A 16072-nucleotide genomic window follows, 5' to 3' on the forward strand; every position below is an offset into this window, starting at 1 on the left:
AATGTAATCGACCACAGCAAGATGGCTTGAGCCTTGGCAATAAAGCGATAATTTATCCGCGGTCCACCTCTCGATATGGCGGGAAATCCATGGCGAAGGAGATAGAACGCAAGTTCCTGGTCGCGTCCAGCGGTTGGAAGGAACATGCGGACAAGGGCATAAAACTCCAGCAGGCCTACGTCGTCACCATGGAAGACCGCTCCGTGCGCGTGCGAATCCATGGCAGCAAATGGGCCCGACTGACCATCAAGATCGGCAAGTCGGCGCTGGTTCGGAACGAATACGAATACGATCTGCCCATGGATGACGCCCGCGAACTGCTGACCCAGGCGGTCGGCATCGTCATCGAGAAGCGGCGCTACCGCGTGCCGCACAAGGGTTTCACCTGGGAAATCGACGTCTACGAAGGGGCGCTCCAAGGCCTCGTCGTTGCCGAGGTCGAGATGAAGCGCGAAACGGATCTGCCCGCGCTGCCGCCATGGCTGGGGCGCGAGATTACGGGAGACCGCCGCTATTCCAACCAGGCGCTTGCCACAGAGGGGCTGCTGGAAGCGCAATCATGAGTTATGCCTTCAATCCTGGCCGCCCCTTCACCGAGGACTTTCGGGCCGTTGGGGTCGAGCAGATTGAGCGGGCGGTGGCGGTGCTCGAGCACCAGCCGCAAGGCGTTCACGAGGCAATTCACGACGCCCGCAAGAACTTCAAGCGCCTGCGCTCACTCTACCGTCTGGTCGCTTGCGACGCGCCACTTTTCCAGAGACAGGAAAACGCCCGCATACGCGCCATGGGGCGGAATCTTTCGACCGTCCGAGATGCCGCCGCACTCGTGGAGAACATCAATTATCTGCGCGGGCAGACGAATAGCGACGAACAGGCTGCGGCCCTCGACCGGATCTACACCATTCTGGCGGAGCGCCGCGACCGGATTGCCGAGACCGAGGCGGACATAGAGGGCAAGATTGCCGCGACGATTGCCAACTGCAAGGAGGCGCTTGCTGCCCTCGCACAGGTTTCCTTCGATGACGGCAAACGAAAATCCGTCGCCCGACTGAAGAAGGGCTGGAAGCGCACGCTGAAGCGCGCCTCGCGCGCGAGAGCAGCCTGCGAAGCGGACACCGATGCCGCGCTTTTCCACGAGCTGCGCAAGCGAACTCAGGACTACCGCTTGCAACTGGCACTGATGCGGGCCGCCTGGCCGTCGGCACTGGAGGCAAAGAGGGCAGAAGCCAAGGCGCTCGTCGACGTGCTCGGGCATCTGAACGACCTCGCCACGTTGACATCGCTCGTCAACGAGGAACCGGGACTTGCCGGCAGCAGCCAAAACCAGGCGCACCTCATTTCCGCGGTCATCACGCGGGAAGAGGCGCTGAGGGCGGAGGCACGGCAACGGGCGGCGGCTGTCTTCCAAGATAAGCCGAAGAACGAAAGCCGGACAATTGCGCTGCTCTGGCGTGAAGCCGGGCAGTAGAGCCGGCGGGGATCGTTATTCCGCGCCGCCAGCCGGACAATTCGGCGCGGGCCAGCGCGATTGCGCTTGACGCGTGAAAGCTGTATTGGCGAGCCCATGACCGACATATCCACGACCCCTCGCCCGGAGACACAAGGCCAGTTTCTGGTGGCAGCGCTTTACCATTTCGTTTCTTTCCCGCGCTTCGCCGATTTCCGCGAACCGTTGCAGGCGGTCTGCGAGGCCAATGGCGTGAAGGGCACGCTGCTCGTCGCGCATGAGGGCATCAACGGTACGATTGCCGGCTCCGACGAGGGCATTGCCGCAGTGCTCGCCTATCTGCGCGCCCAGCCGGAATTGACCCGCCTTGAACACAAGGAAAGCCGCGCATCGGCGATGCCCTTCCTGCGGATGAAGGTGCGGCTCAAGAAAGAGATCGTCACCATGGGCGTCGAAAACATCGACCCCAACAAAGTGGTCGGCACCTATATCGAGCCGAAGGATTGGAACGCGCTGATCTCCGACCCGGACACGCTGGTGATTGACACGCGCAACGACTACGAGACGGCGATCGGCCTTTTCCGCGGCGCCGTCGACCCGAAGACGAAGACCTTCCGCGAGTTTCCGGATTGGGTGCGCAACAACACCGGCCTGCACAACAAGCCGAAGATCGCGATGTACTGCACCGGCGGCATCCGCTGCGAGAAAGCGACCGCCTTCATGAAGGAGCAGGGCTTCGAAGAGGTCTACCATCTGAAGGGCGGCATCCTCAAATATCTCGAGGAGATCCCCGAGGAGCAGAGCCTCTGGGACGGAGCCTGCTTCGTTTTCGACGAGCGCGTTTCCGTGACCCACGGCCTCGCAGAAGGCGAGCACACGCTCTGCCACGCCTGCCGCCAGCCCCTGACGCCGGAAGACCTGTTGTCTCCCCTTCACGAGGAGGGCGTCTCCTGCATCCATTGTCATGAGATCCGCACCGACGAGGACCGCGAGCGCTATCGCGAGCGGCAGAAGCAGATCGCGCTGGCGAAAAAACGCGGCGAGCGGCATCTCGGAAGCTGAGGCGGCGGCAAAGGCAGGAACGCAGGTGTAGATACCCCTCTTCTGCCCTGCCGCTCAGCAATCACTCCTCGCGCCAAATCATTCCGGCAGCGTCTCGTACTCGTCCACGCGAACGGCGGACCGATCCCAATCCGGTCGACTGCGGGTGAAGACCGCGTTGGTGGGCTCAAACAATGACATATCGTCGAGCGTGCCGGCATAGACCGTCCAACGGTCGGCACCGGACGAGAAGATCTGGCTGCCGCAGGTGGGGCAGAAGTGGCGGATCGTCACATTGCCGTTTTCGGCGAGCTTCTCGTAGGCGCTGAGCTCGCCGGTGACCTCGACGTCGGCGCGCGAGAAGATCATATAGCAGCAGTGTCCGGTACCCGTGGCCCGTTGGCAGTCGCGGCAATGGCAGAAGCCGGAGTAGATCGGCGAGCCCCTGGCTTCGTACCGTACCGCGCCGCAGAGGCACCCACCCTTCATCGCGCTCATGGCATGTCCCCCTCAAACTGCCTACTGCATGCTTCCTGAAATCGGAGCCGATTTCAGGGCAAAAACATGCAACAATTCAAAGTGCTACCGCATCCTTGGTGCGCCTGAAAAGACGCACGGCGGTGCAGAGGATAGCGAAGCGGTTCTTGCGGTCAAAGAAAAACCGCGCGCCGTGTTGCAGCGCGCGGTCCATGTCTGCGTTCAGCGCACAGGCTTACCAGCTCGGGATCAGCGCACCCTTGAAAGTATCGACGATGAAGGCCTTGACGCTGTCGTCGTGATAGGATTCGACGAGCGTCTTCACCCAGGGTGCATCCTTATCCGCGGCGCGCACCGCAATGACGTTGGCATAAGGAGACTTCTCGCTTTCGATGGCGATGGCGTCCTCCTTCGGATGAAGGTCAGCCTCGAGCGCGTAGTTGGTGTTGATCACGGCCGCGTCGACATCGGCGAGCGAGCGCGGGAGCTGGGCCGCATCGAGCTCGGCGAACTGGATGTTCTTCGGATTTTCCGTCACGTCGGCCGGGGTGGCCTTCAGGCCGACATCCGGATTGACCTTAATGAGGCCCTTCGACGCGAGAACCAGGAGCGCGCGGCCGCCATTGGTCGGATCGTTCGGGATTGCGATCGTCGCACCGTCCGCCAGCTCATCGAGGCTCTTTACCTTGTTCGAGTAGACGCCCATCGGCGTGGTGATGGTCAGGCCCACGCTGACGATATCGTAGCCCCGATCGGCGATCTGGTTGTCGAGATAGGGCTGATGCTGGAAGGAATTGGCATTGAGCTCGCCATCCGCGAGTGCCTGGTTCGGAACCACATAGTCGGAGAATTCGAGGATCTCGATGTCGAGGCCCTTGGGGGCGGCGACTTCCTTCACTTTCTCCATTATCTGGGCATGCTCGCCCGGGGTGACGCCGACCTTGATGGTCTCCGCAAGCGCGGTGCCGGCCGCAAGGGCGGCGAAGGCCGCGGCTAGAATGAGCTTTTTCATGGAAGTCTCCTTGTTGATGTTTGATGTCTTGGGAGAGGATCAGTTCTTGCGGCTGCGTTTGTCGAAGCGGCGGGCGAGGCGGTCCCCCGCGCTCTGCACCAGTTGTACGAGCACGATCAGCACGACGACAACGACCAGCATCACGTCCGGCCTGAAGCGCTGATAGCCGTAGCGGATGCCGAGATCGCCGAGACCGCCGCCGCCAACAGCCCCGACCATTGCCGAATAGCCGATGAGGCTGACGATGGTCATGGTAAGGGCCAGCGTCAGCGCCGGCCGGGCCTCGGCCAGAAGCACCTTGAAGACGATCTGGGTCGGGGTCGCGCCCATGGCGCGGGCGGCCTCGATCAGCCCCTTGTCGATGTCGCGGATTGCCGCCTCGACCAGCCGCGCGAAGAACGGAATGGTCGCGATGGTCAACGGCACGATCGCCGCCTTCGTCCCGATCGACGTGCCGGTGACGAGACGCGTGAAGGGGATGATCGCAACGACCAGGATGATGAAGGGCGTCGAGCGCGTGGCGTTGACGATGAGCCCGGCAATGCGGTTGATGTTGGGCGCCGGAAACAGCTCGCCCTTGCCGCTGGTCGCAAGGAAAATGCCGATCGGCAGGCCGATCAGCGAGCCGATCAGGCCGGCGATCGCCACCATGCGCAGCGTGTCGAACGTGGCCTTGGCGATGAGGAGCAGAAGATCAGGCGACATAGCCGAGCACCTCCGTGACCAGTCCGTTCTCGGTAAAGAAGCGTTCCGCCCTTCCCGACGTCTCGGCATCCGCCGCATAGGCGACCACGAGCGAGCCATAGGGCTTGCCGCCGATTTCGTCGATCGTTCCGGCAATGATATTGACCTCGGCACCGACCGACTTGATGAGCTGGGAAACCAGCGGCCGTTCCGCCGTCGCGCCGAAGAAGGTGAGGCGCACCACCGCACGATCGCCAGCACTCGCGGCCGGCTTCAGCCCACGCGCGACCGCATCCGGCAACTTCGAGCCGGGCAGGCCGGAGAGAAGCGCCCGCGTCGTCTCGTGCTTCGGATGAGTGAAGACATCGAAAGTATGGCCGCGTTCGACGATCTCGCCCTTGTCGATAACGGCCACATCGGAGGTTACGGCTTTCACCACTTCCATCTCATGGGTGATGAGGAGCACGGTCAGTCCCAGTTCGGCGTTGATGCGCTTCAACAGCTCGAGGATGGACTGCGTCGTTTCCGGGTCAAGCGCCGATGTCGCCTCGTCCGAAAGCAGCAGCTTCGGCTCGGTCGCAAGCGCACGGGCAATGCCGATGCGCTGTTTCTGGCCGCCCGAGAGTTCGGCCGGGTAGCGAGCGTGCTTGTCGGCGAGACCGACGAGGTCGAGAAGCGGCCGCACGCGCGCTTCGATGGCGCGGCGATCCACACCGGCAATCTCCAGCGGCAGGGCGACATTGCCGAAAACAGTGCGCGAGGAGAGCAGGTTGAAGTGCTGGAAGATCATACCGACCGAACGCCGGAGATTGCGCAAGCCCGCCTCGTCAAGCGCACCGACATCGACGCCATCGACGAGCACCTTGCCGCTCGACGGCTTCTCGAGGCCGTTCACCAGCCGGATCAGCGTCGATTTGCCAGCACCGGAGCGGCCGATAATGCCGGTAATGGAGCCTAGCCCGACGTCGAGGTCGACATTGTTGAGCGCGGTAAAGGCGCCACTTTCGCCGGACGCCGCAAAACGCTTGGAGACGCCCTGGAAGGCGACCGAGACGTCATCGGACGAAGGCTTGGGAACGGAAACGATCATAGTCCGGTCACCCCCGAAGGAGGGAACTTGGCGATAGGATGAGGATACATGAAAGCTCTCGGAGGTTCGAAATTCTTGTCCCTGGCGTTGCCGGGACGGAAAATGCGTCGGGACGGACGAGCGCGGTTTTTTCCCGCACCTCACTTAATCAGGCCGACATTCGACAACGCATTCGAAACACTGAGCAACTCTCTATCATCAGGCAACCGGTCAGTTCAACGCCGTTGCGAGCATGGCTGCCATGCCGCGCAATCTACATTTCTTATGGCTTTTGTCCGGCCGCTTTCACAGGCAAATTTTTCCGAAACGACAGGGCTGCGCGCAAAAGGTTGCTCTTTTGAGAAGAGGTCGAGGTTCGCCGCCGCTCCGCCCGATCGCAACCTCACGCGCCCTTGTGGTTGCCCTTCGGGAACTGTTCTGCCAGTTCCTTATACCAGTGGCCGCTCTTCTTGACCGTGCGGACCTGCGTCTCGTAGTCGACATGGACGATACCGAAACGCATCCGGTAGCCCTCGGCCCATTCGAAATTGTCCATCAGGCTCCAGGCAAAATAGCCGCGCATCGGATAGCCCTTGGCGATCAGATCGGCGGTGACCGACAGGTGGTCGGAGATGTAATCGAGCCGTGGCTGATCATCGACGACGCCGTTCTCGACACCCATGTTATAGCAGGCGCCGTTCTCGGTGATGTAGCAGTCGGGCAGCGTGTAGCGGGCATTGAGCGTTTCGACAAGCGCGCCGAGCGCCGGGGCATAGACTTCCCAGCCAATATCCGTCTTCACGTCGCTGACCGGCTTGGCATTGACCGTTGCCGGATATTCTGCACCCTCGGACGGGTCATCGGAAACCCGCATCGGCGTGTAATAGTTGAGGCCCCACCAATCGAGCGGCTGCGAGATCGTTGCCATGTCGCCGTCTTCCGTCAGCGGCATACGATCGCCAAGCGCCGATAGGAAGCCTTCGGGATACTCACCCTTGAAGATCGGGCCGAAGAAGACGCCGTTGTGGAAGTCGAAAGCACGTTCGGCCGCGGCCTTGTCCTTGTCGCTGGTGCCGCCGGGATAGACCGAATGAGCGTTGATGACGATGCCCGTCGGCAGGTTCGATCTCTCGGAACGGATCGCCTCGACGCCAAGGCCGTGGGCGAGATTGGTGAAATGGAGCGCGGCGAGCGCTGCATCCATGTTGCGCTCACCCGGCGCATGAACGCCATAGAGATGGCTGAGCCAAACCGAGCACCAGGGCTCGTTGAAGGTGGCGACCGCATCGAGCCTGTCGCCGAGGCGGGCGATCACGGTCTTGGCATAGCGCTGGTAGGCGTAGGCGGTCGTGCGCGCCGTCCAGCCGCCGTCGCCCATTAGCGCGAGCGGCAGGTCCCAATGGTAAAGCGTCGCGAAGGCCTTGATGCCGCGCGTCTTCAGACCGTCGACAAGCCGGTCGTAGAAATCGAGTCCCTTCTCGTTGATCGGTCCGGTGCCTTCCGGAATGATGCGTGGCCAAGCGATCGAGAAGCGGTAGGCCTCGACGCCCAGGCTCTTGATAAGGTCGAGATCTTCTCCCAACCGATTGTAATGATCGCAAGCAACGTCGCCGTTGTGGCGCTCGAAGACGCGGCCCGGCATGTTGGAGAAGGCATCCCAGATGGATGGCTTGCGTCCGTCCGCCTTGCTGGCGCCCTCGATCTGGAAGGAGGCGGTTGCTACTCCGAAGACAAAGTCACCGGGAAAGCGCTCTGCCAGCTTCTTGGCTTCGATCATTGTTCAGCCTCGTGGTCTGCGCAGCCGTGCGCCGAAACCGGCGCTGCTGCACTTCATCGGGTAGAGCGGGGCCGATGGAAAACCGCACGCGCTTTTCCTTGATCCAGCTCTCGTTTTCGAAGGTGGCCTAAACCCACACCAGCAAATGTCAACCCGCGAAAGGGGCAGGTTCCCCCCGCCCCTGACTTTGCCAGCCGACGTCAGACTTTGATCCAGGCGCCGTTGCGCTTCGAGGACTGCACGCAGGCATCGACGAAGACCATACCTTTCATGCCGTCGTCGATCGTCGGATAGGTGACGGCCGCATCGACCTTCTCGCCCTTGCGCTTGGCGAAAATCGCCCGTGCGGCTTCCGAGTAGATATTGGCGAAACCTTCGAGGTACCCTTCCGGATGGCCGGAGGGGATGCGCGAAACGCGGGCGGCGGCCGGGCCCGCCCCGGCGCCGGCGCGCGTCAGCAGGCGTTTCGGTTCACCAAACGGCGTGTACCAGAGATAGTTCGGATCCTTCTGCGTCCATTCGAGGCCGCCCTTGGTGCCGTAGACACGCACCATCAGGCCGTTCTCATGGCCGGGCGCTACCTGGCTGCACCAGAGCAAGCCCTTGGCGCGCGCGCCGTCCTTCGCCTTGAAACGCATCATCACATGGGCATTGTCGTCCAGTTGGCGTCCACCGACGAAGCTGTCGAGATCCGCGGAAAGTTCCTCGAGTTCGAGACCGGAAACGAAGCAGCCAAGGTTATAGGCATGGGTGCCGATGTCGCCGGTGGAGCCGCCGGCGCCGGAGCGGGCCGGATCGGTTCGCCAGGCCGCCTGCTTCTGGCCCGACTGCTCGATATTCTCGGTCAGCCAGTCCTGCGGATACTCCATCTGCACGAGCCGGACCGCGCCAATATCGCCGTTCGCCACCATTTCGCGCGCCTGGCGCACCATCGGATAGCCGGTATAGTTGTGCGTCAGCACGAATAGCGCATCACTTTCGTCCGCCGCCTTCTTGAGCTTTTTCGCATCGGCAAGGGTGGAAGTCAGTGGCTTGTCGCAAATGACGTGGATGCCGCGCTTCAGGAACTCCTTCGCGGCAGCGTAGTGGACATGGTTCGGGGTCACGATTGCAACCGCCTCGATACCGTCCTTGAGCTTCGCCTCTCGGATCGCCATCTCCTTGAAATCCGAATAGACGCGCTTCGGATCGAGGCCCAGTTCACGGCCGGAGGCTTGCGCCTTTTCCGGCGTCGACGACAGCGCGCCGGCCACCAACTCATAATGATCATCAAGCCTTGCCGCGATGCGGTGGACCGCGCCGATAAAGGCGCCGGAACCGCCGCCAACCATGCCGAGCCGGATGCGCTTTTGACGACTTTCCGTGCTGCTTCCCTCAATTGCCATTCTGTTTTCCTCTCCTGACCAGATTTGCTGTCGGGGATGCCCCCTCTGCCCTGCCGGGCATCTCCCCCACAAAGGGGGGAGATGAATCGCGGCGCTGCCGCGCCAAGCCCTCCCCCTTGTGGGGAGGGGTGGGGGAGGGGTCTTGTTTCCTCAGATCCCCAACATCCGCCGGTTCGCCGCCTCGTCCGTTCCGCTGTCGGCGAAATCGTCGAAAGCCTTTTCCGTGACGCGGATGATGTGCGCCTTGACGAACTCAGCGCCTTCCCGTGCGCCGTCTTCCGGATGCTTCAGGCAGCACTCCCACTCGACGACGGCCCAGCCGGCAAAATCATTGGCGGCCATCTTCGAGAAGACCGCGCCGAAATCGACCTGGCCATCGCCAAGCGAGCGGAAGCGGCCGGCGCGCTTCACCCAGCCCTGATAGCCGCCATAGACACCCTGCCGGCCGGTGGGATTGAACTCCGCGTCCTTGACGTGGAACATGCGGATCCGGTCCTTGTAGATGTCGATATTGTCGAGATAGTCCAGGCACTGCAGCACGTAGTGCGACGGATCGTAGAGCATGCAGGCGCGGGCGTGGTTGCCGGTACGTTCCAGAAACATCTCGTAGGTGATGCCGTCGTGGAGGTCCTCGCCCGGGTGAATTTCGTAGCAGACATCGACGCCGCAATCCTCGGCATGATCGAGGATCGGCTTCCATCGCCGGGCAAGCTCGTCGAAGGCGGCCTCAACGAGACCCGCGGGACGCTGCGGCCAGGGATAGACGAAGGGCCAGGCAAGCGCCCCGGAGAAACTCGCCATGGCATTCAGGCCGAGATTGCACGACGCCGTCAGCGCCATCTTCACCTGTTCCACCGCCCATTGCTGGCGCGCCTTCGGGTTGCCACGCACTTCCGGCGCGGCAAAGCCGTCGAAAGCCTCGTCATAGGCCGGGTGCACGGCGACCAACTGGCCCTGCAGATGGGTCGAGAGCTCGGTGATCTCGACGCCGTTGTCGCGCGCCTTTCCGGCGACCTCGTCGCAATAGGTCTTGGACTCGGCAGCCTTCCTCAGGTCGAACAGCCGTCCGTCCCAGCTTGGGATCTGCACGCCCTTGTAGCCGCAGTCGGCCGCCCATTTGGTAATCGAGTCCCAGGAATTGAACGGAGCCGTGTCACCGGCGAACTGCGCAAGAAAAAGCCCTGGGCCCTTGATGGTCTTCATCCCGATTTTCCTCCCTAGATCACGATTCCGGCCCGCATGACCGGTTGCTGGAAAAGGTGCGGCCGCACCCAATTTTCGCGATTGCTGATAGACCTGAAACGTTGCAGGAGGCAGAAGCTAACAGATTTTTCACGAGGGGCAATCCCGCTTCTCCATATCGTGCAAGCCGCATTTTCGGTCCTCGCCAAAGCGCATGGCCATGTATTCGAGTGAGAAGGTGGGCGCTCCGCAACAGGAGCGCCCATCGCTTGCAGCGGTCAGACGTAGCGGTTGACCACGTTCTCGAGGAGTTCCTGCTTGCCCGACTTCGGCTGTGGATTGAGGTCGGCCTTCAGCACCCAGGCCTCGATCTCGTCGAGCGAGAAACCGCCGTCGAGCATCTTCTTGGCCTCCGGCACGTTCCAGCCGGCATAGCGCTTTTCAAGCGGCGCCGAGAGCGCCTTGTCCTCGATCATCTTCGCCGCCGCCTTGAGACCGCGCGCGCAACAATCCATGCCGCCGATATGGCCGATCAGCAGGTCTTCCGGATCAAGCGACTGACGGCGGAGCTTAGCATCGAAATTGGTGCCGCCGGTCTTGAAGCCGCCGCCCGCGAGCACGTGGTAGTAAGCAAGCGCCATTTCCGGAACGTTGTTCGGGAACTGGTCGGTATCCCAGCCGGACTGGTAGTCGTTGCGGTTCATGTCGATCGAGCCGAAGATACCGAGCGCGTTGGCGAGCGCCAGCTCATGCTCGAAGGAGTGGCCGGCCAGAATCGCGTGGCCCTGCTCGATATTGACCTTCACCTCGTTCTCGAGGCCGTACTTCTTCAGGAAGCCATAGACCGTGGCGACGTCGAAATCGTACTGGTGCTTCGTCGGCTCCTGCGGCTTCGGCTCGATCAAGATCGTACCCTTGAAGCCGATCTTGTGCTTGTACTCGACCACCAGGTTGACGAAGCGGCCGAGCTGGTCGAGTTCGCGCTTGAGATCGGTGTTAAGCAGCGTCTCGTAGCCTTCGCGTCCGCCCCAGAGAACATAGTTCTCGCCGCCGAGTTTCTGCGTCGCGTCGATGCAGGTCTTCACCGTTGCTGCGGCAAAGGCGAAAACGTCCGGATCCGGATTGGTCGCCGCACCCGACATGTAGCGCCGGTTCGAGAAGAGGTTCGCCGTGCCCCAGAGCAGCTTGACGCCGGTTTCGGTCTGCTTCTTCGCGAAATGGTCGACGATCTCGTTGAGGTTGCTGGTGTTCTCGGCGAAGTTTTTGCCCTCCGGTCGCACGTCCGCGTCGTGGAAGCAGTAAAACGGCACGCCGAGAAGCTGGAAGAACTCGAAGGCGACGTCGGCCTTCAGCTTCGCCGCATCCATCGTGTCCTTGAACCAGGGACGCTCGAATGTCTGGCCGCCGAAGGGATCGCCGCCCGGCCAGACGAAGGTGTGCCAATAGGCGACGGCAAAGCGAAGGTGATCCTCCATGCGCTTGCCGAGAACGATTTCGTCCGGATTGTAGTGGCGGAAGGCGAGCGGATTGCTGCTCTCCGGCCCCTCATATTTGATCTTCGCGATATCGCCGAAAAATCCCGTGCTCACGACCTTGCTCCTCTCATGGATGATGGATCGCCGGCGCCAAGCGGCCCCGGCCATTACGTGGAAGGTAATTGGTTTCATTCCCTCGATCGCCGACAGTCGGCCCATCGAAACGCAAACCGAAGGGAAAATTCCGATGCACGACCTCGATCACATTGCCGAAGCCTATATTGCCGCCTGGAACGAGACCGATGCCGCAAAGCGCGGCCCGCTCGTCGAAAGGGCGTTCACGCCGGAGATCGGCTATCGCGACCCGGTCATGCAGGGTGAGGGCCATGAGGCGATCAGTACGCTTATTGCCGGCGTGCAACACCAGTTCCCCGGCTTCCGCTTCGCCCTCAAGGGCAAACCGGACGGGTTCGCCGACACGATCCGCTTTTCCTGGACACTCGGGCCGAACGGAACCTCCGTCATCGAGGGCACGGATTTCGGCCTCATCGAGGATGGCCGGCTGAAACTGGTGACCGGCTTCCTCGACAAGATCCCGGCGCAATAGGCGAGACTTGACCTGACACGCGACTTTGGCGGCGCACCCGTGCGCCGCTCGGTCGCTGCCGGATGTGCCGCGGCTGATCATAGCGTCGCATCCCTGATCGCCGGATAGAGGCGACGATAACGCTGATAGGCATCCTCATAGGCCGAAACCAACGACGCTTCCGGCGCGATTGTTTCGGCCGTTGCCGGTGCGAAGCAGGTTGCGACAGGATCGGCGCCGGTCGCAGCGATGAGCCCGAGCCGCGCGGCACCGAAAGCCGCACCGAAATCGCCGTCCGCCGGCAGGTCGACCGGCAGGCTGAGCGCCGTTGCGATCGACTTCAGCCAGTAGCGTGAGCGCGAACCGCCGCCGATCGCGGTCACGCGCTGGAGCTTCGTGCCGGCCGCGCGGAGCGCCTCCAGGCTGTCGCGGATGGCGAAGGAGACGCCTTCGAGCACCGCCTGCGTCAGCACCGCACGCGAGCTTTCGTGGCCGAGTCCCGCAAAGGCGCCGCGGATCGCCGCATCATTGTGTGGCGTGCGCTCGCCGGAAAGATAGGGAAGGAACGTGACGGAGCCGGGCGCTTTCAGGACGTCGCCGAGTTCACTGGTGAGTTCTGCGGCACTCTTGCCGGTGACGCCCGAATGCCAGTTGAGCGCATCGGTCGCCGAGAGGATGACACCCATCTGGTGCCAGGTGTTCGGCAGCGCGTGGCAGAAGGCATGGACTGCGCTTTCCGGATTGGGAAGGTAGCTCGCATTGGCGGCGAAAAGCACGCCGGAAGTGCCGAGCGACACGAACGCTTGCCCCTCGGCGACCGTGCCCATGCCACAGGCAGAGGCCGCATTGTCGCCGGCGCCGCCGGCAACGACGACTCCCGCGCCCATACCCCAGCGGCTCGCAAGCTCCGGCCGGAGCGAGCCGGAGCTGTCCGTGCCCTCGACGAGATCCGGCATCTGCCGTTCTTCGAGATGGGTCGCCGCCAGGAGGCTCTCCGACCATTTGCGCTGACCCGTGTCGAGCCAGGATGTGCCGGCGGAATCGGACATTTCCGACATATGTTCGCCGGTCAGCCACAGGCGGAGATAATCCTTGGGGAGCAGGACCCAGCGCACCTTGGTGAAAATTTCCGGCTCGTTCTCGCGCACCCAGGCGAGCTTCGGAGCGGTGAAACCCGGAAAAACGATATTGCCGGTCAGGGCACGGAACTGCGGGTCGCTGTCGAGGACCGCGGCCTGGCGGAAGCTGCGGGTATCGTTCCACAGAATGCAGGGACGAAGCACCGCGTCATTCTCGTCGAGCAGCGTCGCGCCGTGCATCTGGCCGGAGAGGCCGATGCCGCGGACGGCGGCAAGCGCGTCCGGATGCGCCGTCTTGAGGCCGGCAATCGCCTCCTCCGTGGCGCGGATCCAGTCGGCCGGATCCTGCTCCGACCAGCCGGGATGCGGCCGGGAAACGTTGAGCGCTCCCGATGCCGAGCCGATGATCTTCTGCTCGCCATCGATCAGCATCGCCTTGACACCGGACGTGCCGAGATCCAGTCCGAGATACATGGGTGTCCTCCTATGCCTGCTCGATCGGCAGGTTGTCCTTCAGGAAAATGTCGATGCGGATGCGTTCCTGCGCCTCGATCACGGCGAGCCCGTCGGCCTTGGCCTTCAGAACGCGGATCGCGCTTCTCACCTCGTGCCCGGCATCCTGGTTGAGCACGGCGTCGATCGTGCCGGAGCTAAGCGCGGCGCGGCTGTGCGGCGTCAGCTCGTGGGCGATGGTGCAGATCGTCTTGCTCTTGCCGGTCTGCTCGAGCGCAGCGACGAGACCGCGATTGCCGGCACCGAGGCTGTAGATGCCCGCCAGATCCGGCTCGCGCTCGATAAGCGCGCGCACCAGCTTTTCGACGAGGACCGGATCATCCTGTCCCTCGATCACCGGAAGCAGCTGGCGCGCCGGAAATTCCTCGGCCATGACGGCGCTGAAACCCTCCAGCCGCTCGCGATGGTCGCGCACGAGCATCGAGCCAGCCAGCACGGCGATCGGACCCGCACGGCCACCGGTAAAGCGGCCCATCAAGGTTCCGGCCGTGCGTCCAGCCGCAATGTTGTCGACGCCGGCAAAATGGTCGCGTCCCGATCCCGGCAGGTCCGACACGAGCGTTACGACCGTAATGCCGGTGTCCCGCAGTTGCTTCACCGCTTCGGCCACCTCGGGCGCGTCGACGGCGACGACCGCAATCCCGGCCGGCCGGCGCTGATGCGCCTCCCATAGCGCCTGCACGAGGGCCTGCGCGTCAAAGGCCGGCACGGGAAGAATGGTGATCTGCGTTCGCTCTGAAGCGGACCGCGCCATTGCGGCACGCACCTCGCCCTCGAGACCGCGCATGAAGGAATTATCGCCCTCCGGCAGGATGAATACGAGGGGGTAGTTACGACCCTTGGCGAGGTTGGCGGCGGCGACGTCGCGCACATAGCCGAGCGTGGCAATCGCGCGCTCGACCTTGTCACGCGTGACGCTTCTCACACCGGGGCGATTGTTGAGAACCCGGTCGACCGTCGCCAGGCTGACGCCCGCTTTCGCTGCGATATCGTGAACCGTTGGTCGCATCCCTTCCTCCCCGGGAACCCCTTAGAGGAATTTTTGATGTACGTAAATCAAAAAGTCAGAGCCCGTGGACGAAACCGGATCTGCCATCTTCCGGCGGAGGTTTTTTTAGCTGGAACGTTTGCTGAAGGCGCGGGTGAAAACGATGCGGCCAGCCTCGCCCTGAGCTTCGCCGAAAGCGACGTCCATGAAGGCGTCCGTGATGCGAACGACGGCAAAGCCGCCGAGATAGGCCGCCTTCGGCTTGAAAAGATCGATCCCGTCGGCGCGGTACGCCATGACCAGGTTATGTTCATGCCCGTGGAAGAGGCCGACAACGTTGTAGCCCTTTAGCACGTCGAGTAACGTCTGGCGCTGCTCCGGGCCCCACCAATGAGGTCTCCCCTCTCCCCGATCATCGAAGGCCTCCGCCGTCGTGTCCCAGACCTCCGTTGAAAACGGGTCCCAGCCATAATGCTGGAACAGCACGACCGGCCGGCCATCGGCGGCGTAGTATGCAAGGTCCCCCTTGAGCCAGCCGAGGCCGCTCACCGCGCCCTTGTTCTCGTCGCCGCCGAAGCGCTGCAGTTGGACCAGATGGAGGCCACCCCAGTCCCAGGAATAGTTGTCCGACAACGGATCGTAATTCGTCACCGGCACGGGCGGCTTGTAGAACACGGTCTGGCGGTGGGTAAGCTCCACATAATCGCGCAGCTCCTGACGGTACCAGTCGACGTTCGGAGGCGGGCCGTCCTGGTCGAGATCGTGGTTCCCGAGCCCGACATAGGCGGGAAAGTGAATGTGCTGCGGACCCGGACCTTGCTCGTACCGGCTCTGGAACTGCTGCAGCTGCCGTCCCTCGCGCGGCTGGCGAACCTGACCGCCGCCATCGTCGGTGATGTCCCCGCCGAGAACAAGGCCGAGCGGGCGGCCGATTTTCTGCCCGGCACTAGCGAGGCCGCTTGGCTCCCCGTCGATCGTCGCCGGCCAGTTCTGCACGGAAATTGCGTTGAGCGCCGCGACATGGCGCAAGAGGCTGGCGTCGGTCTTGCCCTCCGCCTCGCAGTCCGGCGCCAGCCCTTCGGTGGAAACGATGCAGGCGTGGATGTCTGCGGAGAAGAGAAAGGTGGCGTCGACCGGGGGCCACGCGTTGGCTGCACGGATACGAGCGCCGATCGACAGACCCGCGCCTGCAGCTGCCGCGAGAAAGGTGCGCCGGGACAGACCGCAGCAATCCGGATTGCTCACGCTGAACACCTCCCGCAGCGAAGTCCCGCTTCCGGCACGACCGGAATTGGATAGCCCATCAGCCTCATCCGCCATGGAGTGTGCAGTACGCGATGCGGCACGTAAAGCGCGC

The 16072-nt window shown here is 62.8% G+C and carries 15 protein-coding genes; 4 read left to right on the forward strand and 11 right to left on the reverse strand.

All coding sequences use genetic code 11. The features are described from left to right. Positions 1–89: 89 nt before the first annotated feature. The 3 genes from GHK62_RS03560 to trhO all read left to right on the forward strand — a co-directional run bounded on the left by GHK62_RS03560 (position 90) and on the right by trhO (position 2509). Entirely contained in the window at positions 90–563 is a 474-nt protein-coding gene (locus GHK62_RS03560; protein ID WP_153436964.1) for a CYTH domain-containing protein, read from the forward strand. Next, positions 560–1468 (forward strand): CHAD domain-containing protein, encoded by a 909-nt coding sequence (locus GHK62_RS03565; RefSeq protein ID WP_153436965.1) that lies wholly within the window; start codon positions 560–562, stop codon positions 1466–1468. The genes GHK62_RS03560 and GHK62_RS03565 overlap by 4 nt, the downstream gene beginning before the upstream one ends. A 96-nt stretch (positions 1469–1564) precedes the next feature. Then, the gene (gene trhO, locus GHK62_RS03570; RefSeq protein ID WP_153436966.1) at positions 1565–2509 is read left to right on the forward strand and encodes an oxygen-dependent tRNA uridine(34) hydroxylase TrhO; all 945 of its coding nucleotides are present in this window, start codon (positions 1565–1567) and stop codon (positions 2507–2509) included. Between the two features lie 78 nt (positions 2510–2587). On the opposite strand, the gene GHK62_RS03575 is transcribed toward trhO, so the two are convergent. The 8 genes from GHK62_RS03575 to xylA all read right to left on the reverse strand — a co-directional run bounded on the left by GHK62_RS03575 (position 2588) and on the right by xylA (position 11663). After that, entirely contained in the window at positions 2588–2986 is a 399-nt protein-coding gene (locus tag GHK62_RS03575) for a GFA family protein (protein ID WP_234886755.1), read from the reverse strand. 214 nt (positions 2987–3200) lie between these two features. Beyond that, on the reverse strand, positions 3201–3977 hold the full coding sequence (locus tag GHK62_RS03580; RefSeq protein WP_153436967.1) for a MetQ/NlpA family ABC transporter substrate-binding protein: 777 nt from the start codon (positions 3975–3977) through the stop codon (positions 3201–3203). A gap of 39 nt (positions 3978–4016) precedes the next feature. Next, complete coding sequence (locus GHK62_RS03585; protein WP_153436968.1) at positions 4017–4682, reverse strand: methionine ABC transporter permease; 666 nt, start codon at positions 4680–4682, stop codon at positions 4017–4019. Continuing rightward, positions 4672–5751: a methionine ABC transporter ATP-binding protein gene (locus tag GHK62_RS03590; RefSeq protein WP_153436969.1), complete on the reverse strand. Its 1080-nt coding sequence runs from the start codon at positions 5749–5751 to the stop codon at positions 4672–4674. Before GHK62_RS03590 ends, GHK62_RS03585 begins: the two co-directional genes overlap by 11 nt. A gap of 382 nt (positions 5752–6133) precedes the next feature. After that, positions 6134–7507: a GH1 family beta-glucosidase gene (locus GHK62_RS03595; protein ID WP_153436970.1), complete on the reverse strand. Its 1374-nt coding sequence runs from the start codon at positions 7505–7507 to the stop codon at positions 6134–6136. A 200-nt stretch (positions 7508–7707) separates the two neighbouring features. Further along, positions 7708–8892, reverse strand: coding sequence for a Gfo/Idh/MocA family protein (locus GHK62_RS03600; RefSeq protein WP_153436971.1), 1185 nt, complete (start codon positions 8890–8892; stop codon positions 7708–7710). A gap of 150 nt (positions 8893–9042) precedes the next feature. Continuing rightward, entirely contained in the window at positions 9043–10095 is a 1053-nt protein-coding gene (locus GHK62_RS03605) for a sugar phosphate isomerase/epimerase family protein (RefSeq protein WP_153436972.1), read from the reverse strand. Positions 10096–10352: 257 nt separating this feature from the next. After that, positions 10353–11663: a xylose isomerase gene (xylA, locus tag GHK62_RS03610; protein ID WP_184108581.1), complete on the reverse strand. Its 1311-nt coding sequence runs from the start codon at positions 11661–11663 to the stop codon at positions 10353–10355. A 133-nt stretch (positions 11664–11796) separates the two neighbouring features. On the opposite strand from xylA, the gene GHK62_RS03615 reads away from it, so the two are divergent. Then, positions 11797–12156, forward strand: coding sequence for a nuclear transport factor 2 family protein (locus GHK62_RS03615; protein ID WP_153436973.1), 360 nt, complete (start codon positions 11797–11799; stop codon positions 12154–12156). A 77-nt stretch (positions 12157–12233) separates the two neighbouring features. On the opposite strand, the gene xylB is transcribed toward GHK62_RS03615, so the two are convergent. The 3 genes from xylB to GHK62_RS03630 form a co-directional block, all read right to left on the reverse strand. After that, on the reverse strand, positions 12234–13688 hold the full coding sequence (gene xylB, locus GHK62_RS03620; RefSeq protein ID WP_153436974.1) for a xylulokinase: 1455 nt from the start codon (positions 13686–13688) through the stop codon (positions 12234–12236). Positions 13689–13698: 10 nt separating this feature from the next. Continuing rightward, positions 13699–14736, reverse strand: a complete 1038-nt coding sequence (locus GHK62_RS03625) for a LacI family DNA-binding transcriptional regulator (protein WP_153436975.1) — start codon at positions 14734–14736, stop codon at positions 13699–13701. A gap of 105 nt (positions 14737–14841) precedes the next feature. Continuing rightward, a complete protein-coding gene (locus GHK62_RS03630) occupies positions 14842–15960 on the reverse strand; it encodes a metallophosphoesterase (protein WP_327791017.1) in 1119 nt (372 codons plus the stop codon). Positions 15961–16072: the final 112 nt, after the last annotated feature.

Origin of the sequence: Sinorhizobium terangae (assembly GCF_009601505.1) — a bacterium.
Lineage (GTDB): Bacteria > Pseudomonadota > Alphaproteobacteria > Rhizobiales > Rhizobiaceae > Sinorhizobium > Sinorhizobium terangae.

What these genes read in the sequence shown, in the direction of transcription:
- GHK62_RS03560 (WP_153436964.1), top strand. Translation starts at nt 90, where the DNA reads ATGGCGAAGGAGATAGAACGCAAGTTCCTGGTCGCGTCCAGCGGTTGG.
- GHK62_RS03565 (WP_153436965.1), top strand. Translation starts at nt 560, where the DNA reads ATGAGTTATGCCTTCAATCCTGGCCGCCCCTTCACCGAGGACTTTCGG.
- trhO (WP_153436966.1), top strand. Translation starts at nt 1,565, where the DNA reads ATGACCGACATATCCACGACCCCTCGCCCGGAGACACAAGGCCAGTTT.
- GHK62_RS03575 (WP_234886755.1), bottom strand. Translation starts at nt 2,986, where the DNA reads ATGAGCGCGATGAAGGGTGGGTGCCTCTGCGGCGCGGTACGGTACGAA.
- GHK62_RS03580 (WP_153436967.1), bottom strand. Translation starts at nt 3,977, where the DNA reads ATGAAAAAGCTCATTCTAGCCGCGGCCTTCGCCGCCCTTGCGGCCGGC.
- GHK62_RS03585 (WP_153436968.1), bottom strand. Translation starts at nt 4,682, where the DNA reads ATGTCGCCTGATCTTCTGCTCCTCATCGCCAAGGCCACGTTCGACACG.
- GHK62_RS03590 (WP_153436969.1), bottom strand. Translation starts at nt 5,751, where the DNA reads ATGATCGTTTCCGTTCCCAAGCCTTCGTCCGATGACGTCTCGGTCGCC.
- GHK62_RS03595 (WP_153436970.1), bottom strand. Translation starts at nt 7,507, where the DNA reads ATGATCGAAGCCAAGAAGCTGGCAGAGCGCTTTCCCGGTGACTTTGTC.
- GHK62_RS03600 (WP_153436971.1), bottom strand. Translation starts at nt 8,892, where the DNA reads ATGGCAATTGAGGGAAGCAGCACGGAAAGTCGTCAAAAGCGCATCCGG.
- GHK62_RS03605 (WP_153436972.1), bottom strand. Translation starts at nt 10,095, where the DNA reads ATGAAGACCATCAAGGGCCCAGGGCTTTTTCTTGCGCAGTTCGCCGGT.
- GHK62_RS03615 (WP_153436973.1), top strand. Translation starts at nt 11,797, where the DNA reads ATGCACGACCTCGATCACATTGCCGAAGCCTATATTGCCGCCTGGAAC.
- xylB (WP_153436974.1), bottom strand. Translation starts at nt 13,688, where the DNA reads ATGTATCTCGGACTGGATCTCGGCACGTCCGGTGTCAAGGCGATGCTG.
- GHK62_RS03625 (WP_153436975.1), bottom strand. Translation starts at nt 14,736, where the DNA reads ATGCGACCAACGGTTCACGATATCGCAGCGAAAGCGGGCGTCAGCCTG.